Raw genomic sequence first — 22,820 nt, 5'->3', positions numbered from 1 at the left:
CACTATCAGTGAACAGCAGGTGAACACGAATCGGACGGCAAGCGTCCTGGACACACGACCGCCCCGGAACCGGGCACGCGCCGAGGCGCGCGGATTCAGATCGCGGTGTGGGCGCCGGGTTTTCGGCGGCGGATGACGGTGATGATCGGGTGCAGAACGGCCCGCACGTACACGTGGGGGGCGCTCATCCGGCGGTCACCGCCAGCTCGTCGAAGACCACCTCACCGGCGGCATCGGATTCGGCGAGATCGACCACGGCGTCGAGCGACCAGCCGTGGTCGCCGTTCGGGTCGTCGAGCACCTGACGGACGTGCCAGAAACCTGGCCGCTGCTCCACCTGGAACAGCTGCGGGCCACGCGCGTCGGGACCGGTACCCAGGCGGCCGTACTCGGCGTAGTAGGGATCCAGCGACGTCTCCCAGTCGAGACCGTCGCCCAGCTCGTCGAGCGCATCCCAGCGCCGCAACGCCGCCAATTCCACGCGCCGGAACATAGCATTTCGCACGAGCACGCGAAAGGCCCGCTCGTTGGCTGTGATCGGGCGCACGCTCTCGGAACCGAACGCCGACTGTTGCGCATCGCTCTCCGCGCCCGGGTTGGTCAGCTGCTCCCACTCGTCCAAGAGGCTGGAGTCCACCTGGCGGACCAGTTCGCCGAGCCACTCGGTGATGTCCTCGAGTTCCTCGGTGCGCGCGGATTCGGGAACCGTGCGGCGCAGCGCGCGGTAGGCGTCGGCGAGATAGCGCAGCACCAGACCCTCCGAGCGGGCCAGTTCGTAACCACTCACCAGCTCGGCGAAGGTCATCGAGCGCTCGATCATCTCGCGCACCACGGACTTGGGGGAGGGGCTGAACTCCGACACCCACGGATGGCCGCCACGGTAGGTCTCGAAGGCCGGTTCGATCAACTCGGACAACGGCTTCGGCCAGGTGACGTCCTCGATGAGCTCCATGCGCTCGTCGTATTCGATGCCGTCGGCCTTCATCTCGGCGATGGCGGTACCGCGCGCCTTGTGCTGCTGGGCGAGCAGCAGCTGGCGCGGATCCTCCAGCGTGGACTCGATGACCGACACCACATCCAGCGTATAGGTCGCCGCATTCCGGTCGAGCAGTTCCAGCACGGCCAGCGCGAACGGCGACAGTGGCTGGTCCAGTGCGAAATCGCGCTGCAGATCGACGGTGAGACGGGCGCGGCGGCCGAACTCGTCCGGCTCGTCGAGTTGTTGCACCACACCGGCATTGCGCAGCGCGCGATACAACCCGATCGCCTTCAGGATGTGCCGGCGCTGGGCCGGACGCGGTTCGTGATTGTCCTCCAGCAGATGCCGCATCGCGTCGAAACAGTTGCCGGGCCGCGAGATCACGTTCAGCAGCATCGAATTGGTGACCCGGAAGCGGGACACCATCGGCTCGGGCCGGGCCGACACCAGGCGGTCGAAGGTCTCCTCCGACCAGGAGACGAAACCCTCCGGCGGTTTGCGCTTCTGCACCCGCTTCAGTTTCTTGGGATCGTCGCCGGCCTTGGCGATCAGCCGCGCGTTCTCGACCTCGTGCTCGGGGGCCTGGACCACGACCGTGCCGACGGTGTCGTATCCGGCGCGACCGGCCCGGCCGGCGATCTGATGGAATTCGCGCGCCTTCAGCCGGCGGGTGCGGACGCCGTCGAATTTCGTGAGACCGGTCAGCAGGACGGTCCGGATCGGCACGTTGATGCCGACGCCGAGGGTGTCGGTGCCGCACACCACCTTCAGCAGGCCGTCCTGGGCCAGTTTCTCGACCAGGCGCCGGTATTTCGGCAGCATGCCCGCGTGGTGCACGCCGATACCGTGCCGGATCAGCCGCGACAGCGTCTTCCCGAAGCCGCTGCTGAAGCGGAACCCGCCGATCGCCTCGGCGATCGCGTCCTTCTCCGCCTTGGACGCGAAATTGACGCTGGTCAGCGCCTGTGCCCGTTCCAGCGCGGCGGCCTGGGTGAAGTGGACCACGTACACCGGCGCCTGCGAGGTGGTGACCAGATCCTCGAGGGTCTCGGTGATCGGGGTTCGCGCGTACGAGAACAGCAGCGGCACAGGGCGTTCGGTGCCGGCGACCACGGAAGTGGCCCGGCCGGTGCGGCGTTCGAGATCGGTGGCGAAGAAATCGACCTCGCCGAGGGTCGCCGACATCAGCAGGAACTGCGCGTTCGGCAACTCGATCAGCGGCACCTGCCACGCCCAGCCCCGGTCCGGATCGGCGTAGTAGTGGAACTCGTCCATGACCACCTGGCCGACGGCGGCGTTCGCGCCCTCGCGCAGGGCCAGGTTGGCGAGGATCTCGGCGGTCGCGCAGATGATCGGCGCGGTCGGATTCACCGCCGCGTCACCGGTCACCATGCCGACCCGGTCGGCGCCGAACACCTCGCACAGCGCGAAGAACTTCTCGCTGACCAGCGCCTTGATCGGCGCGGTGTAGTAGCTGCGCTGACCGCGGTTGAGGGCCGCGAAGTGCGCGCCCACGGCCACCATCGACTTACCGGAGCCGGTCGGTGTGGCGAGAATCACGTTCCCGCCGGTCATCAGCTCGAGCAGCGACTCTTCCTGGGCCGGGTAGAGGGTCAGGCCCTGACCCGAGACCCAGTCGGCGAACGTCTCGTACAGCCAGTCCGCGTCGACGTCGGGAACGGCGCGATCGGGAAGGAGTTCGGACAGCTGCACTGTGCCATTCTGCCGTTCCGCGGTGGCGTCCCGTGCGCGGCCCCCATGTGGGCCGCGCGGGCCTCAGCGCTTGTCGTCGGATTCGTCGTTCTCGCCGAAGCCGGCCTGCTCGGCGAGGAAGCGTTCGAATTCGGCGCCGATCTCCTCGCCCGTGGGCAGGTCGGCGTCGCCGGCCAGCAGGCTGGACTGGCGCTCCTGCGCGGTCACGAAGCTGTCGTACTGCCGTTCCAGCGCGTGCACCACGGTCTCGACCTCGGCGTTGCCGGAGATGTGCTCGTTGACCTGCTCCCGCACCCGGGCCGCGGCCTCGGTCAGCGCCGCCAGCGGCAGCTGGAGCTCGCCGTTCTCGGCCACGTTCTCCAGCAGGGTCTGCGCGGCCTCCGGATAGGCGGTCTGGGCCAGGTAGTGCGGCACGTGCACGGAGAAGCCGATCGACTCGTGGCCGTACTGGGCCATCCGGTACTCCAGCAGCGACGACGCGCTGCCGGGCACCTGCAGTTCACCCGGCCAGCGCTGGTGATCGCCGATGAGATCGCGATCGCTGGCGTGCGCGGTGACGCCGAGCGGGCGGGTGTGCGGGATGGCCATCGGGATCGCGCTCAGGCCGATGGTCCGGCGCACGCCCAGCTGTTCGGCCAGCAGGCGCACCGCCGTCACGAAGCGCTCCCAGCGCAGATCCGGCTCCAGACCGGCCAGCAGCAGGAACGGGGTGCCGGCCGTGTCCTTCAGCGCCCAGAGGTTGAGCTCCGGCTCGGCGTAGTCGGCGAAGTGGTCGGTCTTGAACGTCATCAGCGGCCGCCGCGACCGGTAGTCGAGCAGCTCGTCGACGTCGAACGACGCGACCAGCTCGGCTTCCAGACTCTCCCGCAGGTGGGTGGTGGCCAGACGCACGGCGTGCCCGGCGTCGGTGAAACCCTCCAGCCCGTGGACCAGCACCGGACCCGCACCGTCGTCGGACGACAGCTGTGGAGCGGGGAACTCCAGCTCGTACATTCGCGACTCGTAGTCCATCGCGTACTCCTTCCTGCAGGTCCACTACTACGGCCCGGCACACGCCGCCACCGGATCGGATGCGATCCGGGCGCGACGCCGGTCCCGGCGCGGTCGGCGGACCACCTTCATTGTCCCTCATGGCCTTCGGTCACCGCGTCCGGTGGGGTGCACCCGGCATCCGTAGAACAACACGCGCGCCCGGCCCGCGCATTCCCGGGCCGGATCCGGCGTGGCGGCGCCGGGCGGCCCGGGCCGTTCGGCATAGTGATCGCCGTGATGGTGCCGGAGGTGGCGAGCCGCAGGTGGGGCCGGGTATCCGGCGCGCTGATGCTGGGCGCGCTGCTGTCGGCGTGCGGATCGACGGTGGCCGGGCAGCCGGGCCCGATCCGGTCGGCGACCTCGGTGCGACACGTCGCGGGCGAGCTGGCGGCGATGCTGCCGGGGCCGGCGGCGTTCCCCCCGGGTTACACCATCGTGGTGCTGTCGCAGGATCAGGCGCGCGGTGCCCTCGACGATCTGCGCGGCGTGCCCGCCGGAACGCCGGTGGAACCCGAGTCCTGCGGGGTGCCGGCGGCCGCGTCCGATCCCGGCGGCACCGCGGTCGAGGTCGGCAGCGACGACGAGGCGCGGGCCACCGTCACCGTCGAGCTGGTCCGCACCGGCGAGCCGCTGGCGCTCCTGCGCGAGCGGGTGGGCCGCTGCGCTCTGGTCCGGGTCCGGCAGGGCCCGTTGACCAGCACCGTCGTCACGACGATCGAGGCGCTCGGCGGGGTGGCGGCCGACAGCGCGTTCGCGGTGCGGCGCACGGTCTCCGGCACGGCCGGTGGGCCCGGGCTGATGCGTTCGATGCACACCCGGCTCGCGCAGGTCGGCGACGTGCGGATCAACGCGACCACGCTGACCTTCGGGGATGATCGGGCCGACACCGCCGCCCTCGACCGGGTCTTCCGGGCCGCGGTGGACGGGGTGCGGCAGGGCTGACACGCGGTGCGGTAGGCCGACACGTGGTGCGGCAGCGATGTCGCGCGGAACCCGGTGCCGCCGTGCGGTTTTGCGCACGGCTGCGGCTGCCGGGAGCATATCAGCCGGGACCGACACGACAGCGCCGGGCGCATGCCCGGGACCGGGCCGGTGCACAACGGCCCGGACTGTCCACAGCCCGTGAATATCCCAGGTCGTGCGGGCCGGCGGGTGGTACCGGCCGGGCACGCTCGACGGCATGACGACTCCCGCCGAACCCGTACCCACCGCCGACCGTGCCGCCACCGGACAGCACCGCGCCTGTGCCGGCGCGGAATCGCCCTTCGCCCGCTGGGATCCGCCCGGGCTGCGCATCGACGAACCGAGCGAGTTCATCGCGGCCGTCCCGGCGTTGCTGGGGTTCGTGCCGGAGCGATCGCTGGTGGTGTGCCTGCTGCGGGAGGCCCCGGATCGAAGCGGCTCGGTGTTCCTCGGCGCTGTCGCCCGGCACGATCTGTATCCGCGGGCGGCGCAGGTGCGCGTGGCCCGGCAGCTCGCGGCGCTCTGCGCGCAGGAGCGGGCGTGCGGGGCGCTGGTGCTGATCATCGACGACAGCACGGGCGGCCCGGATCGGATCGGGCGGCCGGACGGCGCCGGCTGCCGCCTGATGCGCATGCTCGCCGGTGCGCTGCTCGCCGAGGATGTGGAGTTGACCGACGCGTGGATCGTGTCCGAGATCACCGACGGCGCCCGGTGGTGGAGCCTGATCGACCCGGAAGTCACCGGGACACAATCGGATCCGGCGGCCTCGCCGGTGGCGCTGGCGCAGGTGCTCGACGGCCGCCCGATCCGCTCCGGCCGCGCCGAACTGGCCGACCTGGTCGCACCGGATCCGGTGCGCGCGGCGGAGGTGGCGGAGCTGTTGCCGGAGGTGGTGGCCGCCGTGGCCGATGCCCGATGCGCGGCCACCCGGGAATGTCATCGGCGGGCGATGGTGGAAGCCGTCCTCGGGCAGGTGCGCCGCGCCGACTCGGGCGGCCGGCCCTCGGCCCGCGAGCTGGCCGAACTGGCGGTGGCGTTGCGTGACACCGCGATTCGCGACATCCTCTTCGCGCTGCCGGTGTCCGGATACGCTCGCGCGGCCGAGGCGCTCTGGTCGCACCTGTGCCGGGCGGTCACCGGCCCGGATCGTGCCGAGGCAGCGACCCTGCTCGGGTACAGCGCGTACGCGCGCGGCGACGGTCCGGTCGCGGGCGTCGCGCTGGCCGCGGCGCTGGCGGCCGAGGCGCGGCACACCCTCGCCGGACTGCTGGAGACGGCGCTGCGCACCGGCATGCCGCCGCACGAGGTGCGGCGGCTGGCCCGCAGTGGCATGGACCGGGCCGCCGCCCTCGGCGTGGACATCGGATCGGATCCGCGAGGGCGATCGTGAGGTCGCGCGTCGCGATCAGCGGCGGGCGCTGTGCGCGCGGTCGCCCAGCGACCGCAGGAAACCCCATGCGTCGGAGACGATCTCGGTCAGATCGTGGTGGCGCGGCTGCCAGCCGAGCTCGGCGACCGCGCGCTCGCTGGAGGCGATCAGCACGCTCGGATCGCCGGCCCGCCGGGGCGCCTCGACCGCCGCGATGGGCCCGCCGGTGACCTGCTCACAGGCCGAGATCACTTGACGCACAGAGAAACCCGTGCCACTGCCGAGATTGAGGATGCGGTGCTCGCCGGGCCGGGACTGCGCGAGGGCCAGCAGGTGGGCCTGCGCCAGATCACGGATGTGGATGTAGTCACGGACCGCGGTGCCGTCGGGAGTCGGATAGTCGGTGCCGAACACGGAGATGGTCTCGCGATGCCCGAGCGCCGTCTGCAGCACGAGGGGGATGAGATGCGTTTCCACCACCCGGTTCTCGCCGAGACCGCCGTAGGCGCCGGCGACGTTGAAATAGCGCAGGCTGGTCGCGGCCAGTCCGTGCGCGTTCGCATAGGAGGTGATCGCGTGATCGATGGCCAGCTTCGAGGCGCCGTACGGATTGGTCGGCCGCGCTGCGGAGTCCTCGGTGATCGGCACCTGTTCCGGCTCGCCGTACACGGCGGCGGTGGAGGAGAACACCAGGCGCGGGGTCTCGGTGCGGCGGATCGCCTCCAGCAACGCCAGGGTCTTCACGACATTGCCGTGCCAGTACTTCTCCGGCTGCCGCACGGATTCACCGACCAGCGACTGGGCCGCGAAATGCAGGACGCCGTCGAAGGATTCGGATTCGATCAGATCGACACCGGCGGTGGCGATGTCACCCTCGACGAACTTGGCCCCGGTGGGCACTCCGTCGGCATTTCCGGTGGACAGATCGTCGACCACGACGACCTCGTGGCCGTCCTCGAGCAGAACCTGTGCGCACACTCCGCCGACATAACCGGCGCCACCCGTGACCAGAAGTTTCATGCCCTCGATCTTGCCCTACACCAACTTCACCTGGACGGCGTGCGCCATCTCGTCGGACAGTTCGAACTCCCGATGTCCCGCGACCGAGATGATCACGGCGCCCGGCCGGACGTCGACGGTCACGCGGGCGTCGGGCACGACACCGGCCTCGCGCAACTGCCCGATGATCTCCGGTTCGGCCTGGATGTGCTCGGACAACCGGCGCACGACCACCGCCGACTGACCGACCGGCAGATCCGACAACCGGATCAGCTTCTCCTCACCGCCGAGGGAGGGCAGCATGCCCAGTTCGTCCAGGCCGGGGATGGGATTGCCGTACGGGGAGGTGGTGGGGTGGTTGAGCACCTCCAGCAGCCGGCGCTCGACCTCGTCGCTCATCACGTGCTCCCAGCGGCAGGCCTCCGCGTGCACGTTCTGCCAGTCCAGACCGATCACGTCGACCAGCAGTCGTTCGGCCAGCCGGTGCTTGCGCATCACCGATACCGCCATCGCGCGGCCCTTGTCGGTCAGCTCCAGATGACGGTCGCCGGCAACCATGAGCAGGCCGTCGCGCTCCATCCGGGCCACCGTCTGACTGACCGTCGGGCCACTCTGCTCGAGGCGTTCGGCGATGCGCGCCCGCAGGGGAACGACGCCCTCCTCCTCGAGGTCGTAGATGGTCCGGAGATACATCTCCGTGGTGTCGACCAGATCCTTCACGTATTACCCCTTCGTCGGCACGAATTCTACCCACGTGTCGCGGCGGTTCCGTACGTCAGCACAGGTGGCTCTTCCTGCGGAAACCGCTCCGAACACCGGGGCACCGGCGTGGCCGCGCCGGATCGCCGGACGTGTCGCACACCGTGCTGCATTTCTACTGCATCGCAACCGAAAAGTGGGATCCTTCCTTCCCCTGGCCAGCGTGGCGAACAGCACGTCACAGGGGTAACGGACATTCCGGCGCAAAGCGGGTGCGGCGATACAGTGACTGCCATGGCAGCAGGACCGAGCGGCGACGCGGCCGTCGTGTGGACCGACAGGTTCCTCGACTACCGATGGACGCCCGAACATCCGATGAAGCCCGCCCGTCTCCGGTTCACGATGGCGCTGGCCCGTAGCCTCGGCCTGCTCGACGGCGTGGAGACCGTGACACCCGCCACGGCGGGGGAGTCCGACCTGCTGCGCATCCACACCCCGGCCTATCTGGCGGCGGTCCGGGCGGCGGAACCGCCGCCGCCCGGCGCGCTGCTGCCCTCGGCGCCGCCGTTCGGGCTGGGGTCGGCGGACAACCCGATCTTCCCGCACATGCACGAGGCCGCGTCGGTGATCGTCGGTGGCACGCTGGCGGCGGCCGCCGAGATCGCGGCGGGGCGTACCCGGCGCGCGGTGAGCATCGGCGGCGGGATGCATCACGCGATGGCGGGCGCCGCGTCCGGGTTCTGTGTCTACAACGATGTGGCGGTGGCCATCTCGTGGCTGCTTGAGCACGGGTTCGACCGCATCGCCTACGTCGACGTGGACGTGCACCACGGCGACGGTGTGCAGAAGGCCTTCTACGGCGATCCCCGGGTGCTCACCGTCTCGATCCATCAGCATCCGGCCACGCTCTGGCCGAACACCGGCTGGCCGGAGGAGACCGGCGCCGGAGCCGGCGAGGGCACCGCGATCAACCTGCCGGTGTTGCCGGGTACCCGGGATCCGCAGTGGCTGCGCGCATTCCACGCCGTCGTGCCCGGCGCGCTGGCCGCGTTCCGGCCGCAGCTGGTGGTGAGCCAGTGCGGGGTCGACACCCATCGCGAGGATCCGCTGGCCGATCTGGAGCTGAGCGTCGACGGCCAGCGCGCGGCGTTCACGGCGATGCGGGAGCTGGCCGACCGTTACGCCGAGGGCCGCTGGCTGGCCGTCGGCGGGGGCGGCTACGGGCTGGTCCGGGTGGTGCCGCGGGCCTGGACCCATCTGCTGGCCACCGCGCTGGACCGCAGTGTCGACCCGGGCACCGCGATTCCGGAGGAGTGGATCGCGCAGGTGCGCGACTACGCCCCCGCGGTGGAGCCGCCGCGCACGATGGGTGACGGCGCCGACATCTCGTTCGCCCGCTGGGACGGTCCCGGCGGCACTCCGGCCACCGGCGACGAGCGGGCCGACCGGGCACAGCGGGCCGTCGACACCGCTGTACTCGCCACTCGCCGAGCCACTTTCGGCCTGCTGGGCCTGGATGCGGAGGATCCGCGTGACTGAGCAGCCCGCCTCGAGCTCGACCCCGGACGTGCCGCCGCCCCCGCCGGAGCACTGGTTCGCCGACGTGCTGGCCGCCGACGGCGGTGTGGTCCGACTGCGTCCGATCACTCCCGGCGATGCCGGCGCCCTGGAGGAATTCCACGCCGGACTGTCGGATCGCACCCGCTACCTGCGGTATTTCGGACCGTATCCGCGGATGACGCCGAAGGATCTGTACCGCACCACCCACGTCGACTACCGGGACCGGGTGGGCCTGATCGCCGAACTGGGCTCGACGATCCTGGCCGTGGGCCGTTACGAACTGCTGCCGGAGCGCGCCGGCGCCCGCGCGGCCGAGGTGGCGTTCGTGGTCGCCGACCAGCACCAGGGGCGCGGGCTGGGTTCGATCCTGCTGGAGCATCTGGCGGGGGCGGCGGCCGAGAACGGCATCGACATCTTCGTCGCCGAGGTGCTCGCCGAGAACCACGGCATGGTGACGGTGTTCCGGGACGCCGGCTATCAGGTGCAGCGCAGCCGGGACGGCTCGGTGCTGCACCTGGAGTTCGCGATCGATCCGACCGAGGCGCTGCTGTCGGTGCGCGACTCCCGGGAACTGGCCTCCGAGGCGCGCAGTGTCGGCAATCTGCTCGCACCCCGCTCGGTGGCGGTCATCGGCGCGACTCCGTCGCAGAGCCGGGTCGGCGGCGCGGTGCTGGCGAATCTGCTGTCCGGGGTGTTCCAGGGGCCGGTGTATCCGGTGAATCCGAACCGCACCTCGGTGCGCGGGGTGCATGCCTACGAGACCGTCCGCGACATCCCCGACGTGGTGGATCTGGCGGTGGTCGCGGTGCCGGCCGCGGAGATCAAGGCCGTGCTCGACGACTGTATGACCAAGGGCGTCAAGGGCCTGGTGGTGCTGACGGCCGGTTTCTCGGAGACCGGCCCGGCGGGATTCGCCGCCGAGCGCGATCTGGTCGCCGCGGCCCGGGCGCACGGGATGCGCGTGGTCGGTCCCAGTGCGCTCGGCGTCGCCAACACCGATCCGGCGGTCTCGCTGAACGCGACCCTGGCCGGCGTACTGCCAGGGCGTGGGCGCGTCGGATTCTTCTGCCAGTCCGGTCCGCTCGGGGCGGCGATCCTGGGGGAGGCCGCCACCCGCCGGCTGGGCCTGTCGACGTTCGTCTCGGCGGGCAACCGGGCCGACGTGTCCGGCAACGATCTGCTGCAGTACTGGGACACCGATCCGGACACCGATGTCGTCCTGTTGTATCTGGAGACATTCGGCAATCCGCGCAAGTTCTCCCGGATCGCCCGCCGGGTCGCCCGGACGAAGCCGATCGTGGCCGTCTCCAGCGGCCGCAATGTCGCCCGTCCCGCGGCCGATCCCCTGGACCGCGCGCTCGAACGAGACCTGTTCGCGCAGGCCGGGATCGTGCAGGTGGACACCATCGCGGAGTTGTTCGACTGCGCGATGCTGCTGGCGTACCAGCCGCTGCCGGCCGGCCCGCGGCTGGCGGTGATCGGCAACAGCACGGCACTGGGCTGGCTGGCTGTCGACGCGGCGCGCGGGGAGGGCCTGGCCGTGGAGCGGCCGGTCGACCTCGGCCCGCAGGCGATGCCGGAGGACTATCTGACCGCGGTGGCCGCGGCGGTGGCCGACCCCGAGGTCGACGCGCTGATCGTGATCTTCGCGCCGCCGGTGCCGACGGCCGTGCCCTCGTTCGCCGAGGCGATCCGATCCGGTGCGCAACCGGGAACCAAACCGGTGCTCACCACCTTCGTCGCCGGGCAGGGCATGTCGAACCTGTTGACCGCGCGCGGTTCCGGGGGCACCGTCGAGCACGGGTCGATCCCGTCCTATCCGGATCCGGAGCGTGCCGCCCGGGTACTGGCCCGGGTGCGGCGGTACGCCGATTGGCGCACCCGGCCGGTGTCGCCGGTGGTGCGACCGCCGGGAATGGAGACCCAGCGGGCCCGGGATCTGGTGGCGCGCTGGACGGATCGGGCGCCCGGTGGCGACTGGCTGGGCGATCTGGAGGCGGCGGAACTGCTGGGCTGCTACGGAATTCGGGTCGTGGAGTTCCGTGAGGTGCACGACGAGGAGTCCGCCGCCGCGGCGGCCGCCGAGCTCGGCTATCCGGTGGCGGCCAAGGCGACCGGCGAATTGTGGCGCAACCGGCCGGATCTCAACGGGGTGCGGCTGGATCTGTGGCGCCCCAGCGAGATTCAGCGGGCGTACACCGATCTGGCGAAGGTGTCCGGCAACGAGATCGTGCACATCCAGAAGATGGCGATCAAGGGCGTCGGCTGCGTGCTGCGCGTGCAGGACGATTTGTCGTTCGGTTCGGTGATCAGTTTCGGCCTGTCCGGCACGATCATCGACCTCCTCGGCGACCGGGTGTATCGCGCGCTGCCGCTGACCGAGATGGAGTCCGTGGAACTGATCGATGCCCCGCGCGCCGCTCCGCTGCTGGACGGCCGGACGAGCGCGGCGGGCCGGGTCATCGGCGAACCGGTCGACAAGCGTGCCCTCGCCGAACTCGCACAACGCATTTCGGCGCTGTGCGACGACCTGCCCGAGGTCCGCGAACTCTCGATCGAACCGGTCCTCGCCGCACCGCAGGGCGCCGCGATCCTCTACGCCCGGGTCCGCATCGGCCCCGAACCGAGCCGCTTCGACATCGGCCCCCGCCGCCTCGCCTGAACCCGGTCCGGAACGGCGCTCGAAATACTTGTCCCACAACGGGTTCGCGCGACGCTACCGGGCCCGAGCATCGGCGGCGTTCGAATCGCTTGCCGCACTACGGGTTCGACCGACCACAGCTCGGCCTGCCAGGACGGCATCGGTGCCGGGTGAGTCGTTGCGAGCCGAGCGTTTCGAAGTGCCGGGCGTTCCGGTCGGGCGAGGCAGTTCGGATCGTCCGCGAGCAGGGGCGCGGTGGCGCCCGGCTGGGAGGGGGAGGGGGCGAAGTCCGCCGGCGTCTCCGGCGAGGTCCACACGGTCATGGTGACGATGATGCGGCCGTCGCCGAAGGCGCGGATCGCGCTGGCGTCGCCGTCCTCGGTCTGCAGCCGCCAGACGAATCCGGGGGCGGAGTCGGCGAGGGCGTTGATCTCGTCGAGCGTGGCGACGAATCCGGCGAGACGGGCCGAGGTGAGCGGTTCGAGCGGGAGAGCGATGTCGATCTGAGCGAGCTGGTGGTCATTCACACGAGGAGCGAATTGAGCAGATCTTATCGTTTAGCCGGAATCGGTTGGTGTCAGATCGCGCGAGCGGTCGCGATGTGCCCGATACTGGGCGGTATGCGCGAAGATCAGATCGAGGCGGCGACCGCGCCCCTGCGCGACGACATCCGATTTCTCGGCGCGATCCTGGGTGAGACGATTCGCGATCACGAGGGAACGGAGGTGTTCGAACTCGTCGAACGGGTCCGGCGCGAGGCGTTCCGGGTGCGGCGGTCCGAGGTGGACCGCGGGGCCGTCGAGAACATGTTGCGCGGCATCGACATTCGCGTGGGCATCCCGTTGATCCGGGCGTTCAGCCACTTCCTGCTGCTGGCCAATCTGGCCGAGGATCTGCAACGCGACCGGCGCCGCGCGGCGCATCTGGCGGCGGGGGAGCCGCCGCAGGACTCCAGCCTGGCCGCGACCTATCGCAAACTCGACGCCGCCGGCCCGGACACGGCGGTCGTCGCCGATCTGCTCACCGACGCGCTGATCGCCCCGGTCATCACCGCGCATCCGACCGAGACCCGCCGCCGCACGGTGTTCGACGTCCAGACCGGCATCACCGATCTGATGCGCCGCCGCCAGCGGTACACGCCGAGCGAACCGGAGTACCCGGAATTCGAGAAGCAGATCCGCCGGCAGATCCTCACCCTGTGGCGCACCGCCCTGATCCGCTTGGCGCGCTTGCGCATTCAGGACGAGATCGAGGTCGGCCTGCGCTACTACGAGCGGACCCTGCTCGCGGTGATCCCGCGGATCAACACCGAGGTGCGCGCCGCGCTGCGCGACCGCTGGCCCGGCGCCGAACTGCTGCCCCGCCCGATCCTGCGGCCGGGCTCCTGGATCGGCGGTGACCGCGACGGCAATCCCAATGTCACCGGCGAGGTGGTGCACCGCGCGACGCACCGAGCCGGTGAAGTCGCCTTCGGGCACTATCTGGCCGAGTTGGAGGAGCTGGAGAAGTCCCTGTCGCAGTCCTCGCGGCTGGTGACGGTCTCACCGGAACTGGGCCGGCTCGCCGACGCCGGTCACGACGACTCCCCGCAGCGGGCCGACGAGCCCTATCGCCGGGCCGTCCGCAGCATCCGGGCCCGGCTGCACGCGACCGCGCAGCGCGCGCTGGCCGATGTGCCGTCGGTACCGGCCGCGTCGCCCGCGACCCGGGCCGGCACCGACAGCCTCGGCGGCGCGATCGCCGCCGACGGTGTGCGGCCCTACGCCGGCCCGGCGGAACTGCTCGCCGATCTGGACATCGTCGACGCCTCGATGCGGGCCACCGGCGACGATCTGCTCGCCGACGATCGGCTGGCCGCGCTGCGCGGCGCGGTGGAGACCTTCGGCTTCCATCTGCAGGGCCTCGACATGCGCCAGAACTCGGAGACCCACGAACAGGTGGTGGCCGAGCTGTTCGCCTGGGCCGGAGTGCATTCCGGCTACGCGAGCCTGTCCGAGCCGGAGCGGGTCGAACTGCTGGCCGCCGAACTCGCCACCCGCCGCCCGCTGCTGGCCCCCGCGGCCTACGATCCGGCGCCGGCCGGCGGCGCGGGCCTCAGCGAGGTGACGCTCCGGGAACTGGGTGTGCTGCGCGCGGCGAAGGTGGCGCTGGACAGCCTGGGCCCGGATGCCGTGCCGAACTACATCATCAGCATGTGCTCCTCGGTGAGCGACATGCTGGAGGCGGCGCTGCTGCTGAAGGAGGTCGGCATCCTCGACCCGGGCGACGGCACGGCAGGCCCGTCCGGGCCGGTCGGCGTGGTCCCGCTGTTCGAGACGATCGACGATCTGCGCCGGGGCGCCGACACCCTGGCCGCCACGCTGGCGGTCCCGGTCTACCACCGCCTGGTCGCCGCCCACGGCATGCGACAGGAGGTCATGCTCGGGTACTCGGATTCGAACAAGGACGGCGGCTATCTGGCCGCGAACTGGGCGCTGTACCGCGCCGAACTGGATCTGGTCGAGGTCGCCCGCCGCACCGGAATCCGGTTGCGGCTGTTCCACGGTCGCGGCGGCACGGTCGGTCGCGGCGGCGGCCGCAGCTACAACGCGATCCTCGCGCAGCCCGCGGGCGCGGTGCGCGGTTCGCTGCGCCTGACCGAACAGGGCGAGGTGATCTCCACCAAGTACGCCGATCCGAGCACCGCCTACCGCAATCTGGAGGCCCTGGTCGCGGGCACGCTGGAGTCGACGCTGCTCGACGTGGAGGGTCTCGGCGCCGACGCCGGGCCCGCCTACGAGGTCTTCGACGAGCTGGCCGGGTCGGCGCGCCGGGCCTACGCGCGGCTGGTGCACGACACCCCCGGATTCGTCGAGTACTTCCGGGCATCGACGCCGGTGGCCGAGGTGGCCGCGCTCAACCTCGGCAGCCGGCCGGCCTCCCGCAAACCCACCAGCTCGGTGCAGGATCTGCGGGCCATCCCGTGGGTGATGGCGTGGAGCCAGGCCCGGGTGATGCTGCCGGGCTGGTACGGCACCGGGACCGCCATCGAGGAGTGGGTCGGCGACGACCCGCGGCGACTGGCGACCCTGTCGGAGCTGTACCGGCGCTGGCCCTTCTTCCGGGACGTGATGTCGAACCTGGCCCAGGTGCTGGCCAAGGCCGATATGCACATCGCCGCCCGCTACGCCGAACTGGTGCCCGACGAGACGTTGCGCGACACCATCTTCGGCATGATCCGCGACGAATACGACCGCACCGTCCGGATGCACGCGGCCGTCACCGGATTCGACGAACTCCTCTCCGACAACCCGGCCCTCGCCGAGTCCATCCACAACCGCTTCCCCTACCTGGAACCGCTGAACGCGATGCAGGTGGATCTGCTGCGCCGCCGTCGCGCCGGCGACGAATCCGAACTGGTCGAGCGCGGCATCCTGCTCACGATGAACGGATTGGCCACGGCCCTGCGCAATTCGGGTTAGGGCACCCGGGTCAGGGCACCGACACCGGCACGATGGTGGCGTCGATCCGCTGGATCTCGCCATCGGTCACCACGAACGTCTCCGTGATGTCCACGGTGACGATCGGGACGCCCGCGATGCCGGATCCGAGCAGATAGCGCGCGGTGACCACGTCACCGGCGGTGCTCAGCCGCACATCGTGGATCGACTGCACCAGGTCGTACTGCGCGCCGTGCTCGAGGTCGGTGGTCAATTGCGGTCCGGAATAACCGGTCTGGATGCCCGCCTCCACCTGGGTGCAGTCCGGCGCGAACGGCACCCGGCTCGCGTCGTGGCTGACCAGCGCGTCGAGATAGCTGCGGGCGACCTCCTCGCGCGAGCCGTCCACCGCGGAAGTCGCTGCGGCGGTGGCGATTCCGCTACTCGTCAATGCCGCTGCGGACAACGCCACAATTGCAACCTGTTGCATTCTCATGACCGGATCGTAGAGGTTCCGCGCCTTGCCGGGCTACCGGTAGGACTTTTCCTACGTTTGACAGGTAGGAAAAGTCCTACCTATAGTCGGGGCATGGCACGCCGCGTCGAATCCACCACCACCGATCAGGTGTTCGCCGCGCTGGCGAATCCCACGCGGCGGGAGATCCTCGATCTGCTGCTCGCCGGGGAACGCACCGTACAAGCCATCGCCGAACGGTTCGACATGACCAGGCCGAGTGTCTCGGAGCATCTCCGGGTGCTGCTGGACGGCGGCCTGGTCGCCGAGGAGAAGCGCGGCCGCTACCGCTACTACCGGATCGAGCCCGAGCCGCTGCACGAATTGCAGACATGGCTGGGCCCGTTCGAACGGTTCTGGCGACAGCGGTTGCGCGCCTTGGGCGCGGTCCTCGACGGTATGCCCGACCCCGAGCCGCTCGCCGGCGAAACACTCCACGACAGAACGGAACCCGACCGATGACCGACGACCTCACCACCATCGAACTCGACCACTTCTACCCGCACCCGCCGGAGAAGGTGTGGCAGGCGCTGACCACCCCGGACCTGTTCGCGCGGTGGCTGATGCCGGCCACCGGTTTCGCACCGGTGCCGGGCACCGAATTCCGCATGCGGGCGCAACCGATGCCGGGGGTCGGATTCTCCGGTAAGGTACGGGGCATCGTGCTGGAGGCCATTGCGCCGAAGCGCTTGAGCATGACCTGGAACGACGCCGAGTCCGAGATCGAGACCGGCTGGGTCATCACCTGGCAACTGGAACCGGAGGGCACCGGTACCCGAGTGCTGTTCAGCCACAGCGGATTCGACCCCGACGACGAAGGCTCGCAACAGGTGCGGGCGATCATGTCCAAGGGCTGGGCGGGAATCGCCACCGGCCTGGGCGCGGTGGCCGGCGCGGTGTGACCCGATCGGCCGCGGTGTGACTCAGCTGGCGTAGGCGCGCAGCCGGTCGGCCCGCTCGCCCTTGCGCAGCTTCGACATCACCTCACGCTCGATCTGCCGCACCCGCTCCCGGGACAACCCGAACAGCTTGCCGATCTGGTCCAGGGTGCGCGGCTGGCCGTCGTCCAGGCCGTAGCGCAACCGGATGACCTGCTGCTCACGCTCGTCCAGCGTGGCGAGCACGCTGCGCACGTCGCGGTGCATGAGGCCGGCGATGACCGCACTCTCCGCGGAGGTGGCCTCGGAGTCCTCGATGAAGTCGCCGAGCGGCGCCTCCTCGTCGTTGCCGACCGGCATGTCGAGGCTCACCGGGTCGCGGCTGTGGTCGAGCAGATCGGCGATCTTGTCGACCGCGATACCCGACTCGCGGGCCAGCTCGTCGTCGGTGGCCTCGCGGCCGAGCTGCTGATGCAGTTCGCGCTTGATCCGGGCCAGCTTGTTGACCTGTTCGACCAGGTGGACGGGCAGCCGGATGGTGCGGCTCTGATCGGCCATACCGCGGGTGATGGCCTGCCGGATCCACCAGGTGGCGTAGGTCGAGAACTTGAAGCCCTTGGTGTAGTCGAACTTCTCCATCGCCCGGATCAGGCCCAGGTTGCCCTCCTGGATCAGGTCGAGCAGCGGCATCCCGCGGCCGGTGTAGCGCTTCGCCAGCGACACCACCAGTCGCAGGTTGGCCTCCAGCAGGTGCTGGCGGGCGGCCTGGCCGTCGCGCACGAGAATCGCGAGCTCGCGCTTGCGGGTCGCGGACAGCCGCTTCCCGGTCTCCAACAGGTTCTGCGCGTAGAGGCCCGCCTCGATGCGCTTGGCCAACTCCACCTCGTCTGCGGCCGTGAGCAGCGCCGTCTTGCCGATGCCGTTCAGGTAGACCCGGACCAGGTCGGCCGCGGGGCTCTGGGCGTCGAGGTCCGACGTATCGGTGGCGCGCACTTCGGTCGTGGCGGGGCTTGTCATGACTTGCCTCCTGTCGGTGGTGTCTCACTCCGGTCAACGGAACCGACATTCGAAAAGTTCCCCGGGTTCGCGCCGATAAACCCTTTCTGAGCTGCGCTTACCGGCGCCTACGGCTGAGAAGTTCCTAAGAACACACTTCTCGGGGAACCATGGGCGTTCCCTCGGGCCGAATCGCGCCGAATGGTGGCCGGATCGTGATCAACGCGGCTGAACCAGCCCGTGCCGCACCAGACCGGTCACCACGGTCAGCGCATCGGCCGCGAACTCGGAGGTGGCGGTCGCGCCGGTGTGGCCTACCGCCAGCAGGTCGACGAGTTCGTGCAGCGGCAGGCCGTCGGCGCGCATCCCGGCCAGCAGCGCCGCGGTGGTGTCGTCGACCTCGTGCTGCCAGCGCGGGCCGTCGCCGCGGTGCAGCCGGACGACCCGCTGGTCCCAGCCGTCGGCACCGGGCAGGAAGACCCGTTCCAGCGCCGTCGCCGGCTCCACGGTGTAGCGGGCGCTCCACGCCACCCCGGGATCGGCGGCCACCGCGCGCAGCCACGCGGATCGCTCGAAGTACGCGGTGGCCTCGGCGCCCAGCGGGTCGTCGAAGCCGTGCGTGAGATCCTCGGCGAGCAGTTCGGTGGGGCCGTCGACGGCGCGCAGATAGACGAAGCCGAAGCCGATGCCCTCGACGCCGGCGGTCTCGAACGCGTCCAGCCACGCCTCGGCCCGGTCCCGGGTCTCGGGATCGCGCTGATCCAGTCCCGCGTCGCGCAGCCAGGTGCCCACGTAGAGGGCCGGGTCGGCGACGTCGCGCTGCACGATCCAGGCGTCGATCCCGTGATCGGGCAGCCAGCGCGACACCCGGCCCCGCCAGTCCTCGTCCGCGCGGTGCACCCAGGAGGCCAGCATCGCGGCGGTGCCGCCCGGCGCCAGCAACTCGGGGGCGCCGGAGATCACCAGTTCGCTGGCGCCGTCGAGGGCCAGGCCGGAATCGCGATAGGTGTGCTCGACCCGGGCCGGTCCGACCACGAACGGGGGATTGGCGACCACCTGATCGAATCGCCGCCCGGCCACCGGCTCGAACCAGGAGCCCGGCAGCAGTTCGACATCCAGGCCGTTGAGCGCCGCGGTCGCCTCCGCCAGCCACAGCGCGCGCGGGTTGACGTCGGTGCCGGTGACCCGATCGGCGTACGCGGCCGCGTGGACCGCCTGCACACCGCAGCCGGTGCCGAGGTCCAGTACCGAGCCGACCCTCCGGGTCGGGGTGGCGCGCAGCAGCGACAGCGAGGCGTGCCCCACGCCGAGCACGTGGTCGGCGGACAGTCGCCGCCGCGTCCAGCCGGATCCGGGCCCGGACAGCGGCACCGTGTCGTCGAGGTCGGACAACACCCATCGGTTGCCGTCGCCGAGGTCCACCGGGCGCAGATCCAGGGCGGCCCGCACGAGGTCGCCGTCGCGTTCCAGCAGTCCGGCCGCCACCGCCGTCTCCGGGTCCACCGGGGCCAGGGCCGCGGCCACCTCGCGGACGGGCAGCGCGTCGCCGAGCAGCAGCAGCCGGACCAGGGTGCCGAGTTCCCCGGCGGTCCGGGCGACGCGGCGCACCGGTACCGGTTCCGCGCGGCTCAGTGCGGCCTGCCCGTCGTCGCCGAGCAGTTCGAGCAGCGTGTCGGCGTCGTAGCGCACGCGCCGGAGGGCGGTGCCCAGTTCGGGTGCGAGCGCGGCGAGCAGGGACGTGCTGGTCGGCTGTGTGGTCGGCATGGGACGAACTCTGCCACAACGGTTCCCCCCGACCCGGCTCCCGGCCCGCCCGCCCGGCGGCGGGACGCGAGCCGAGGGCGGGCCCGCGGACAGGGCCCCGGAAACCTCGTCGAATAGCAAATGTCTATGACCGCAAGCGAATTCGCGGCTCTGACCTGCGGAGAACCGCCCGGGAAATGTCCGATTTCCTGATAGGGTGATCTGGCTCACGAGGAGGTCGTACGTTGTCGAACGAACCCGAGGCCGCGGTGCCGGCCGGCGATTGGGCCGAGGCCTATCACAGTCCCGAATTCCAGCGTCTGCGAAGCAGGTTGCGCCGCTTCGTCTTCCCGATGACCGCGCTGTTCCTCGCCTGGTACGCGCTCTACGTGCTGCTGGCCGACTACGCGCACGGCTTCATGTCGCACCGGGTCGCCGGGAACATCACGGTCGGCCTGATCTTCGGTCTGCTGCAGTTCGTCTCGACCTTCGTCATCACCGGGGTGTACGTCCGCTACGCGGACCGTGAGCTGGATCCGCTCGCCGAGGAACTGCGCGACGGACTGGAAGGACCGACCCGATGACCGCCACCGTGCTCGCCGCCGCCGTCGAGGGCAGCCACCCCGGCCTCAACATCACCATCTTCGCGATCTTCGTCGCGATCACGCTCGTCATCGTGTTCCGGGCCAGCCGCGACACCCGTACCGCCGCACACTATTACGCCGCCGGCCGGGCGTTCTCCGGACCGCAGAACGGCATCGCGATCTCCGGCGACTACCTCTCGGCAGCGAGCTTCCTCGGCATCGCCGGATCCATCGCGATCAACGGGTACGACGGCTTCCTCTATTCCATCGGCTTCCTGGTGGCCTGGCTGGTCGCCCTGCTGCTGGTCGCCGAAATGCTGCGCAACACAGGCAAATTCACCCTCGGTGACGTGCTCGCCTTCCGGATGCGGCAGCGGCCGGTGCGGGCCGCGGCGGCCACCTCCACGCTGGTGGTCAGCCTGTTCTACCTGCTGGCGCAGATGGCCGGCGCGGGTGTGCTGGTCGCGCTGCTGCTCGGCGTCTCCGGCGACGCCGGGCAGAACCTGGTGATCGCCGTGGTCGGCGCGATCATGATCGTGTACGTGCTGGTCGGCGGCATGAAGGGCACCACCTGGGTGCAGATCGTGAAGGCGGTGCTGCTCATCGCCGCGGCCGCCGCCATGACGGTGTGGGTGCTCGCCGACTACAACCTCAACCTGTCCTCGCTGTTGCAGGACGCGGTGAACCACGGCGGCAAGACCGGCGCCAAACTGCTCGATCCGGGCGTCGCCTACGGCAAGACCGGCACCACGAAGCTCGACTTCCTCTCGCTCGCACTGGCTCTCGTGCTCGGCACCGCGGGCCTGCCGCATGTGCTGATGCGCTTCTACACGGTGCCCAGCGCCAAGGACGCGCGGCGCTCGGTGGTGTGGGCGATCGGGCTGATCGGGCTGTTCTACCTGTTCACCCTGGTGCTCGGCTACGGCGCCGGGGCGCTGGTCGGGCCGGAGAAGATCAGCAAGGCGCCCGGCGGCAGCAATGCGGCGGCCCCGCTGCTGGCGCTGGAACTGGGCGGCCCATGGTTGCTGGGATTCGTTGCGGCAGTGGCGTTCGCGACCATTCTCGCGGTCGTGGCGGGGCTCACCATCACCGCTTCGGCGTCGTTCGCGCACGATGTGTACGCGAACGTGCTGAAGCGCGGTGAGTCCGGGGACGATCGCAGCGGGGAGGTTCGGGTCGCCCGCATCACCGCGGTGGTGATCGGCGCGATCGCGATCGTCGGCGGCATCTTCGCCAAGAACCAGAACGTCGCCTTCCTCGTGGCCCTGGCCTTCGCCATCGCCGCCTCGGCCAATCTGCCGACCATTCTCTACACGCTGTTCTGGAAGCGGTTCAACACCACGGGCGCGTTGTGCAGCATCTACGGCGGGCTGATCATCACGATCGTGCTGATCGTGTTCTCGCCGGCGGTCTCGGGCGCCAAGACGTCGATGATCAAATCGGCCGACTTCCACTGGTTCCCGCTGTCCAATCCGGGCATCGTCTCGATTCCGCTGTCGTTCCTGCTCGGCTGGCTCGGCACGATGCTGTCCAAGGAGCACGACGAGGCGAAATGGGAAGAGATGCAGGTGCGTTCGCACACCGGCGCGGGCGCCGAGAAGGCGGGGTAGCGGGGCCCGGGTCGGCGGCGGCCACATTCATCCCGAGAGTGCGTGCCGCGCAACACTTCTGTACGTGACCCCGGCTGAGCGTCGCCGACCTCTCGAATTCAGCCCGCGCGGAAGGTTTTCCGGTATGCGAGTGGCGGGACGCCCAGCTCGGCGCGCACGTGGTGGCGCAGCGAGCCCGCGGTGCCGAGCCCGGCCGCGCGGGCGACCTCCTCGATCGGCAGATCGGTGGATTCGAGGAGATGACGGGCGTGGCGCAGGCGCTGCTGCAGCAGCCAGGCGCCCGGAGCGACACCGGTCTCGGCCTTGAACCGGCGGGTGAAGTTGCGGACGCTCATCCGCGCGTGCGCCGACAGCACGGTCAGATCGATGTCGGCGTCGAGGTGCCGCAACGCCCAGGCGCGGGTGGCGGCCGTACCGTCGGTGCCGTCCTCGGGGATGTGCCGGTCGATGAACTGCGACTGCCCGCCCTCGCGCCACGGCGGCACCACGCAGTAACGAGCGGTCCGATTCGCCACCTCGCTGCCGTGGTCGGTGCGGATCAGGTGCAGGCACAGGTCCAGCCCCGCCGCCAGACCGGCCGAGGTGTAGACGTTGTCATCGGCCACGAACAACAAGTTCTCGTCCAGCCGGACCTCGGGGAACCGGGCACGGAAGGACTCGGCGTGCGCCCAGTGCGTGGTGGCCCGCCGCCCGTCCAGCAGCCCGGCCGCGGCGAGCACGAACGCGCCGGTGCAGATCGACACCAGCCGTGCCTCGGGCCGGATCAGCGCCAGCGCGGCGCCGACCTCGGGCGGCAGCGCACCGTCGGTGCGCGGTCCCGACAGCCGGGTGCCGGGCACGATCACGGTGTCGGCGGTGGCGAGCAGTTCGGGCCCGGCCTGCGGCACGATCGCATAACCCATCGTCGATTCCACCGGCTCGGTGTCCAGCCCGCACACCCGCACGTCGTACAGCGGCCGACCCAGGGTGTCGGTGGCGTGACCCAGCACCAGCGGCGGGATCGTCATGTCGAATCCGACCACCAGCGGCAGGGCCAGAACCGCCACCCGATGCGGCACGATCGCCTCTCCGGTAAGCCCCCCGCCCCAACCCGGACCTTCGCCCCGCATCCGGCCCCCGCG

General features: G+C 70.5%; 18 protein-coding genes. 9 read left to right on the top strand and 9 right to left on the bottom strand.

What is annotated here, in order from left to right; translation table 11 throughout:
* Positions 1–184: 184 nt before the first annotated feature.
* Together NRB56_RS03975 and NRB56_RS03970 are read right to left on the bottom strand one after the other, a co-directional pair.
* Positions 185–2,692: a DEAD/DEAH box helicase gene (locus NRB56_RS03975; protein WP_319942526.1), complete on the bottom strand. Its 2,508-nt coding sequence runs from the start codon at positions 2,690–2,692 to the stop codon at positions 185–187.
* Positions 2,693–2,755: 63 nt separating this feature from the next.
* The gene (locus tag NRB56_RS03970) at positions 2,756–3,703 is read right to left on the bottom strand and encodes a proteasome assembly chaperone family protein (protein WP_153339151.1); all 948 of its coding nucleotides are present in this window, start codon (positions 3,701–3,703) and stop codon (positions 2,756–2,758) included.
* 255 nt (positions 3,704–3,958) lie between these two features.
* Between NRB56_RS03970 and NRB56_RS03965 the strand changes: the two genes are divergently transcribed.
* Positions 3,959–4,666, top strand: coding sequence for a sensor domain-containing protein (locus NRB56_RS03965; RefSeq protein WP_406603429.1), 708 nt, complete (start codon positions 3,959–3,961; stop codon positions 4,664–4,666).
* A 238-nt stretch (positions 4,667–4,904) separates the two neighbouring features.
* Complete coding sequence (locus NRB56_RS03960; RefSeq protein WP_153339150.1) at positions 4,905–6,077, top strand: DUF4192 domain-containing protein; 1,173 nt, start codon at positions 4,905–4,907, stop codon at positions 6,075–6,077.
* Between the two features lie 15 nt (positions 6,078–6,092).
* On the opposite strand, the gene galE is transcribed toward NRB56_RS03960, so the two are convergent.
* Together galE and NRB56_RS03950 are read right to left on the bottom strand one after the other, a co-directional pair.
* The gene (gene galE / locus NRB56_RS03955; RefSeq protein ID WP_153339149.1) at positions 6,093–7,076 is read right to left on the bottom strand and encodes a UDP-glucose 4-epimerase GalE; all 984 of its coding nucleotides are present in this window, start codon (positions 7,074–7,076) and stop codon (positions 6,093–6,095) included.
* A 15-nt stretch (positions 7,077–7,091) separates the two neighbouring features.
* Complete coding sequence (locus tag NRB56_RS03950; RefSeq protein ID WP_319942525.1) at positions 7,092–7,775, bottom strand: metal-dependent transcriptional regulator; 684 nt, start codon at positions 7,773–7,775, stop codon at positions 7,092–7,094.
* A gap of 273 nt (positions 7,776–8,048) precedes the next feature.
* On the opposite strand from NRB56_RS03950, the gene NRB56_RS03945 reads away from it, so the two are divergent.
* Both NRB56_RS03945 and NRB56_RS03940 read left to right on the top strand, forming a co-directional pair.
* Entirely contained in the window at positions 8,049–9,293 is a 1,245-nt protein-coding gene (locus NRB56_RS03945; protein ID WP_153339148.1) for an acetoin utilization protein AcuC, read from the top strand.
* Positions 9,286–11,976, top strand: a complete 2,691-nt coding sequence (locus NRB56_RS03940; RefSeq protein ID WP_319942524.1) for a GNAT family N-acetyltransferase — start codon at positions 9,286–9,288, stop codon at positions 11,974–11,976. Before NRB56_RS03945 ends, NRB56_RS03940 begins: the two co-directional genes overlap by 8 nt.
* Here the strand turns inward: NRB56_RS03940 and NRB56_RS38690 are convergent.
* Positions 11,910–12,482, bottom strand: a complete 573-nt coding sequence (locus NRB56_RS38690) for a DUF3291 domain-containing protein (protein ID WP_319942523.1) — start codon at positions 12,480–12,482, stop codon at positions 11,910–11,912. The two genes, NRB56_RS03940 and NRB56_RS38690, sit on opposite strands and share 67 nt — an antisense overlap.
* 93 nt (positions 12,483–12,575) lie before the next feature.
* Between NRB56_RS38690 and ppc the strand changes: the two genes are divergently transcribed.
* Positions 12,576–15,416, top strand: a complete 2,841-nt coding sequence (gene ppc / locus NRB56_RS03930) for a phosphoenolpyruvate carboxylase (RefSeq protein WP_194290717.1) — start codon at positions 12,576–12,578, stop codon at positions 15,414–15,416.
* 10 nt (positions 15,417–15,426) lie between these two features.
* On the opposite strand, the gene NRB56_RS03925 is transcribed toward ppc, so the two are convergent.
* Positions 15,427–15,870 carry a hypothetical protein gene (locus tag NRB56_RS03925; RefSeq protein ID WP_153339145.1) on the bottom strand — a complete coding sequence of 148 codons (444 nt, stop codon included), beginning with the start codon at positions 15,868–15,870 and terminating at the stop codon, positions 15,427–15,429.
* 93 nt (positions 15,871–15,963) lie between these two features.
* Between NRB56_RS03925 and NRB56_RS03920 the strand changes: the two genes are divergently transcribed.
* Positions 15,964–16,350, top strand: coding sequence for an ArsR/SmtB family transcription factor (locus tag NRB56_RS03920; protein ID WP_153339144.1), 387 nt, complete (start codon positions 15,964–15,966; stop codon positions 16,348–16,350).
* Positions 16,347–16,790 (top strand): SRPBCC family protein, encoded by a 444-nt coding sequence (locus tag NRB56_RS03915; RefSeq protein WP_153339143.1) that lies wholly within the window; start codon positions 16,347–16,349, stop codon positions 16,788–16,790. Before NRB56_RS03920 ends, NRB56_RS03915 begins: the two co-directional genes overlap by 4 nt.
* A 21-nt stretch (positions 16,791–16,811) precedes the next feature.
* Here the strand turns inward: NRB56_RS03915 and NRB56_RS03910 are convergent, their stop codons facing one another.
* Both NRB56_RS03910 and NRB56_RS03905 read right to left on the bottom strand, forming a co-directional pair.
* Complete coding sequence (locus tag NRB56_RS03910; protein WP_153339142.1) at positions 16,812–17,783, bottom strand: sigma-70 family RNA polymerase sigma factor; 972 nt, start codon at positions 17,781–17,783, stop codon at positions 16,812–16,814.
* A gap of 198 nt (positions 17,784–17,981) precedes the next feature.
* The gene (locus NRB56_RS03905; protein ID WP_153339141.1) at positions 17,982–19,526 is read right to left on the bottom strand and encodes a DUF7782 domain-containing protein; all 1,545 of its coding nucleotides are present in this window, start codon (positions 19,524–19,526) and stop codon (positions 17,982–17,984) included.
* 224 nt (positions 19,527–19,750) lie between these two features.
* On the opposite strand from NRB56_RS03905, the gene NRB56_RS03900 reads away from it, so the two are divergent.
* Positions 19,751–20,089: a DUF485 domain-containing protein gene (locus NRB56_RS03900; RefSeq protein WP_153339140.1), complete on the top strand. Its 339-nt coding sequence runs from the start codon at positions 19,751–19,753 to the stop codon at positions 20,087–20,089.
* Positions 20,086–21,699, top strand: a complete 1,614-nt coding sequence (locus NRB56_RS03895) for a solute symporter family protein (RefSeq protein WP_153339139.1) — start codon at positions 20,086–20,088, stop codon at positions 21,697–21,699. Before NRB56_RS03900 ends, NRB56_RS03895 begins: the two co-directional genes overlap by 4 nt.
* Positions 21,700–21,797: 98 nt before the next feature.
* Here NRB56_RS03895 and NRB56_RS03890 read toward each other — a convergent pair whose 3' ends face one another.
* On the bottom strand, positions 21,798–22,808 hold the full coding sequence (locus NRB56_RS03890; protein WP_153339527.1) for a GlxA family transcriptional regulator: 1,011 nt from the start codon (positions 22,806–22,808) through the stop codon (positions 21,798–21,800).
* Positions 22,809–22,820: the final 12 nt, after the last annotated feature.

It is taken from the genome of Nocardia aurantia (assembly GCF_009604425.1).
GTDB classification, from domain to species: Bacteria; Actinomycetota; Actinomycetes; order Mycobacteriales; family Mycobacteriaceae; genus Nocardia; species Nocardia aurantia.
This window is presented reverse-complemented; position numbering and strand designations above follow the sequence as displayed.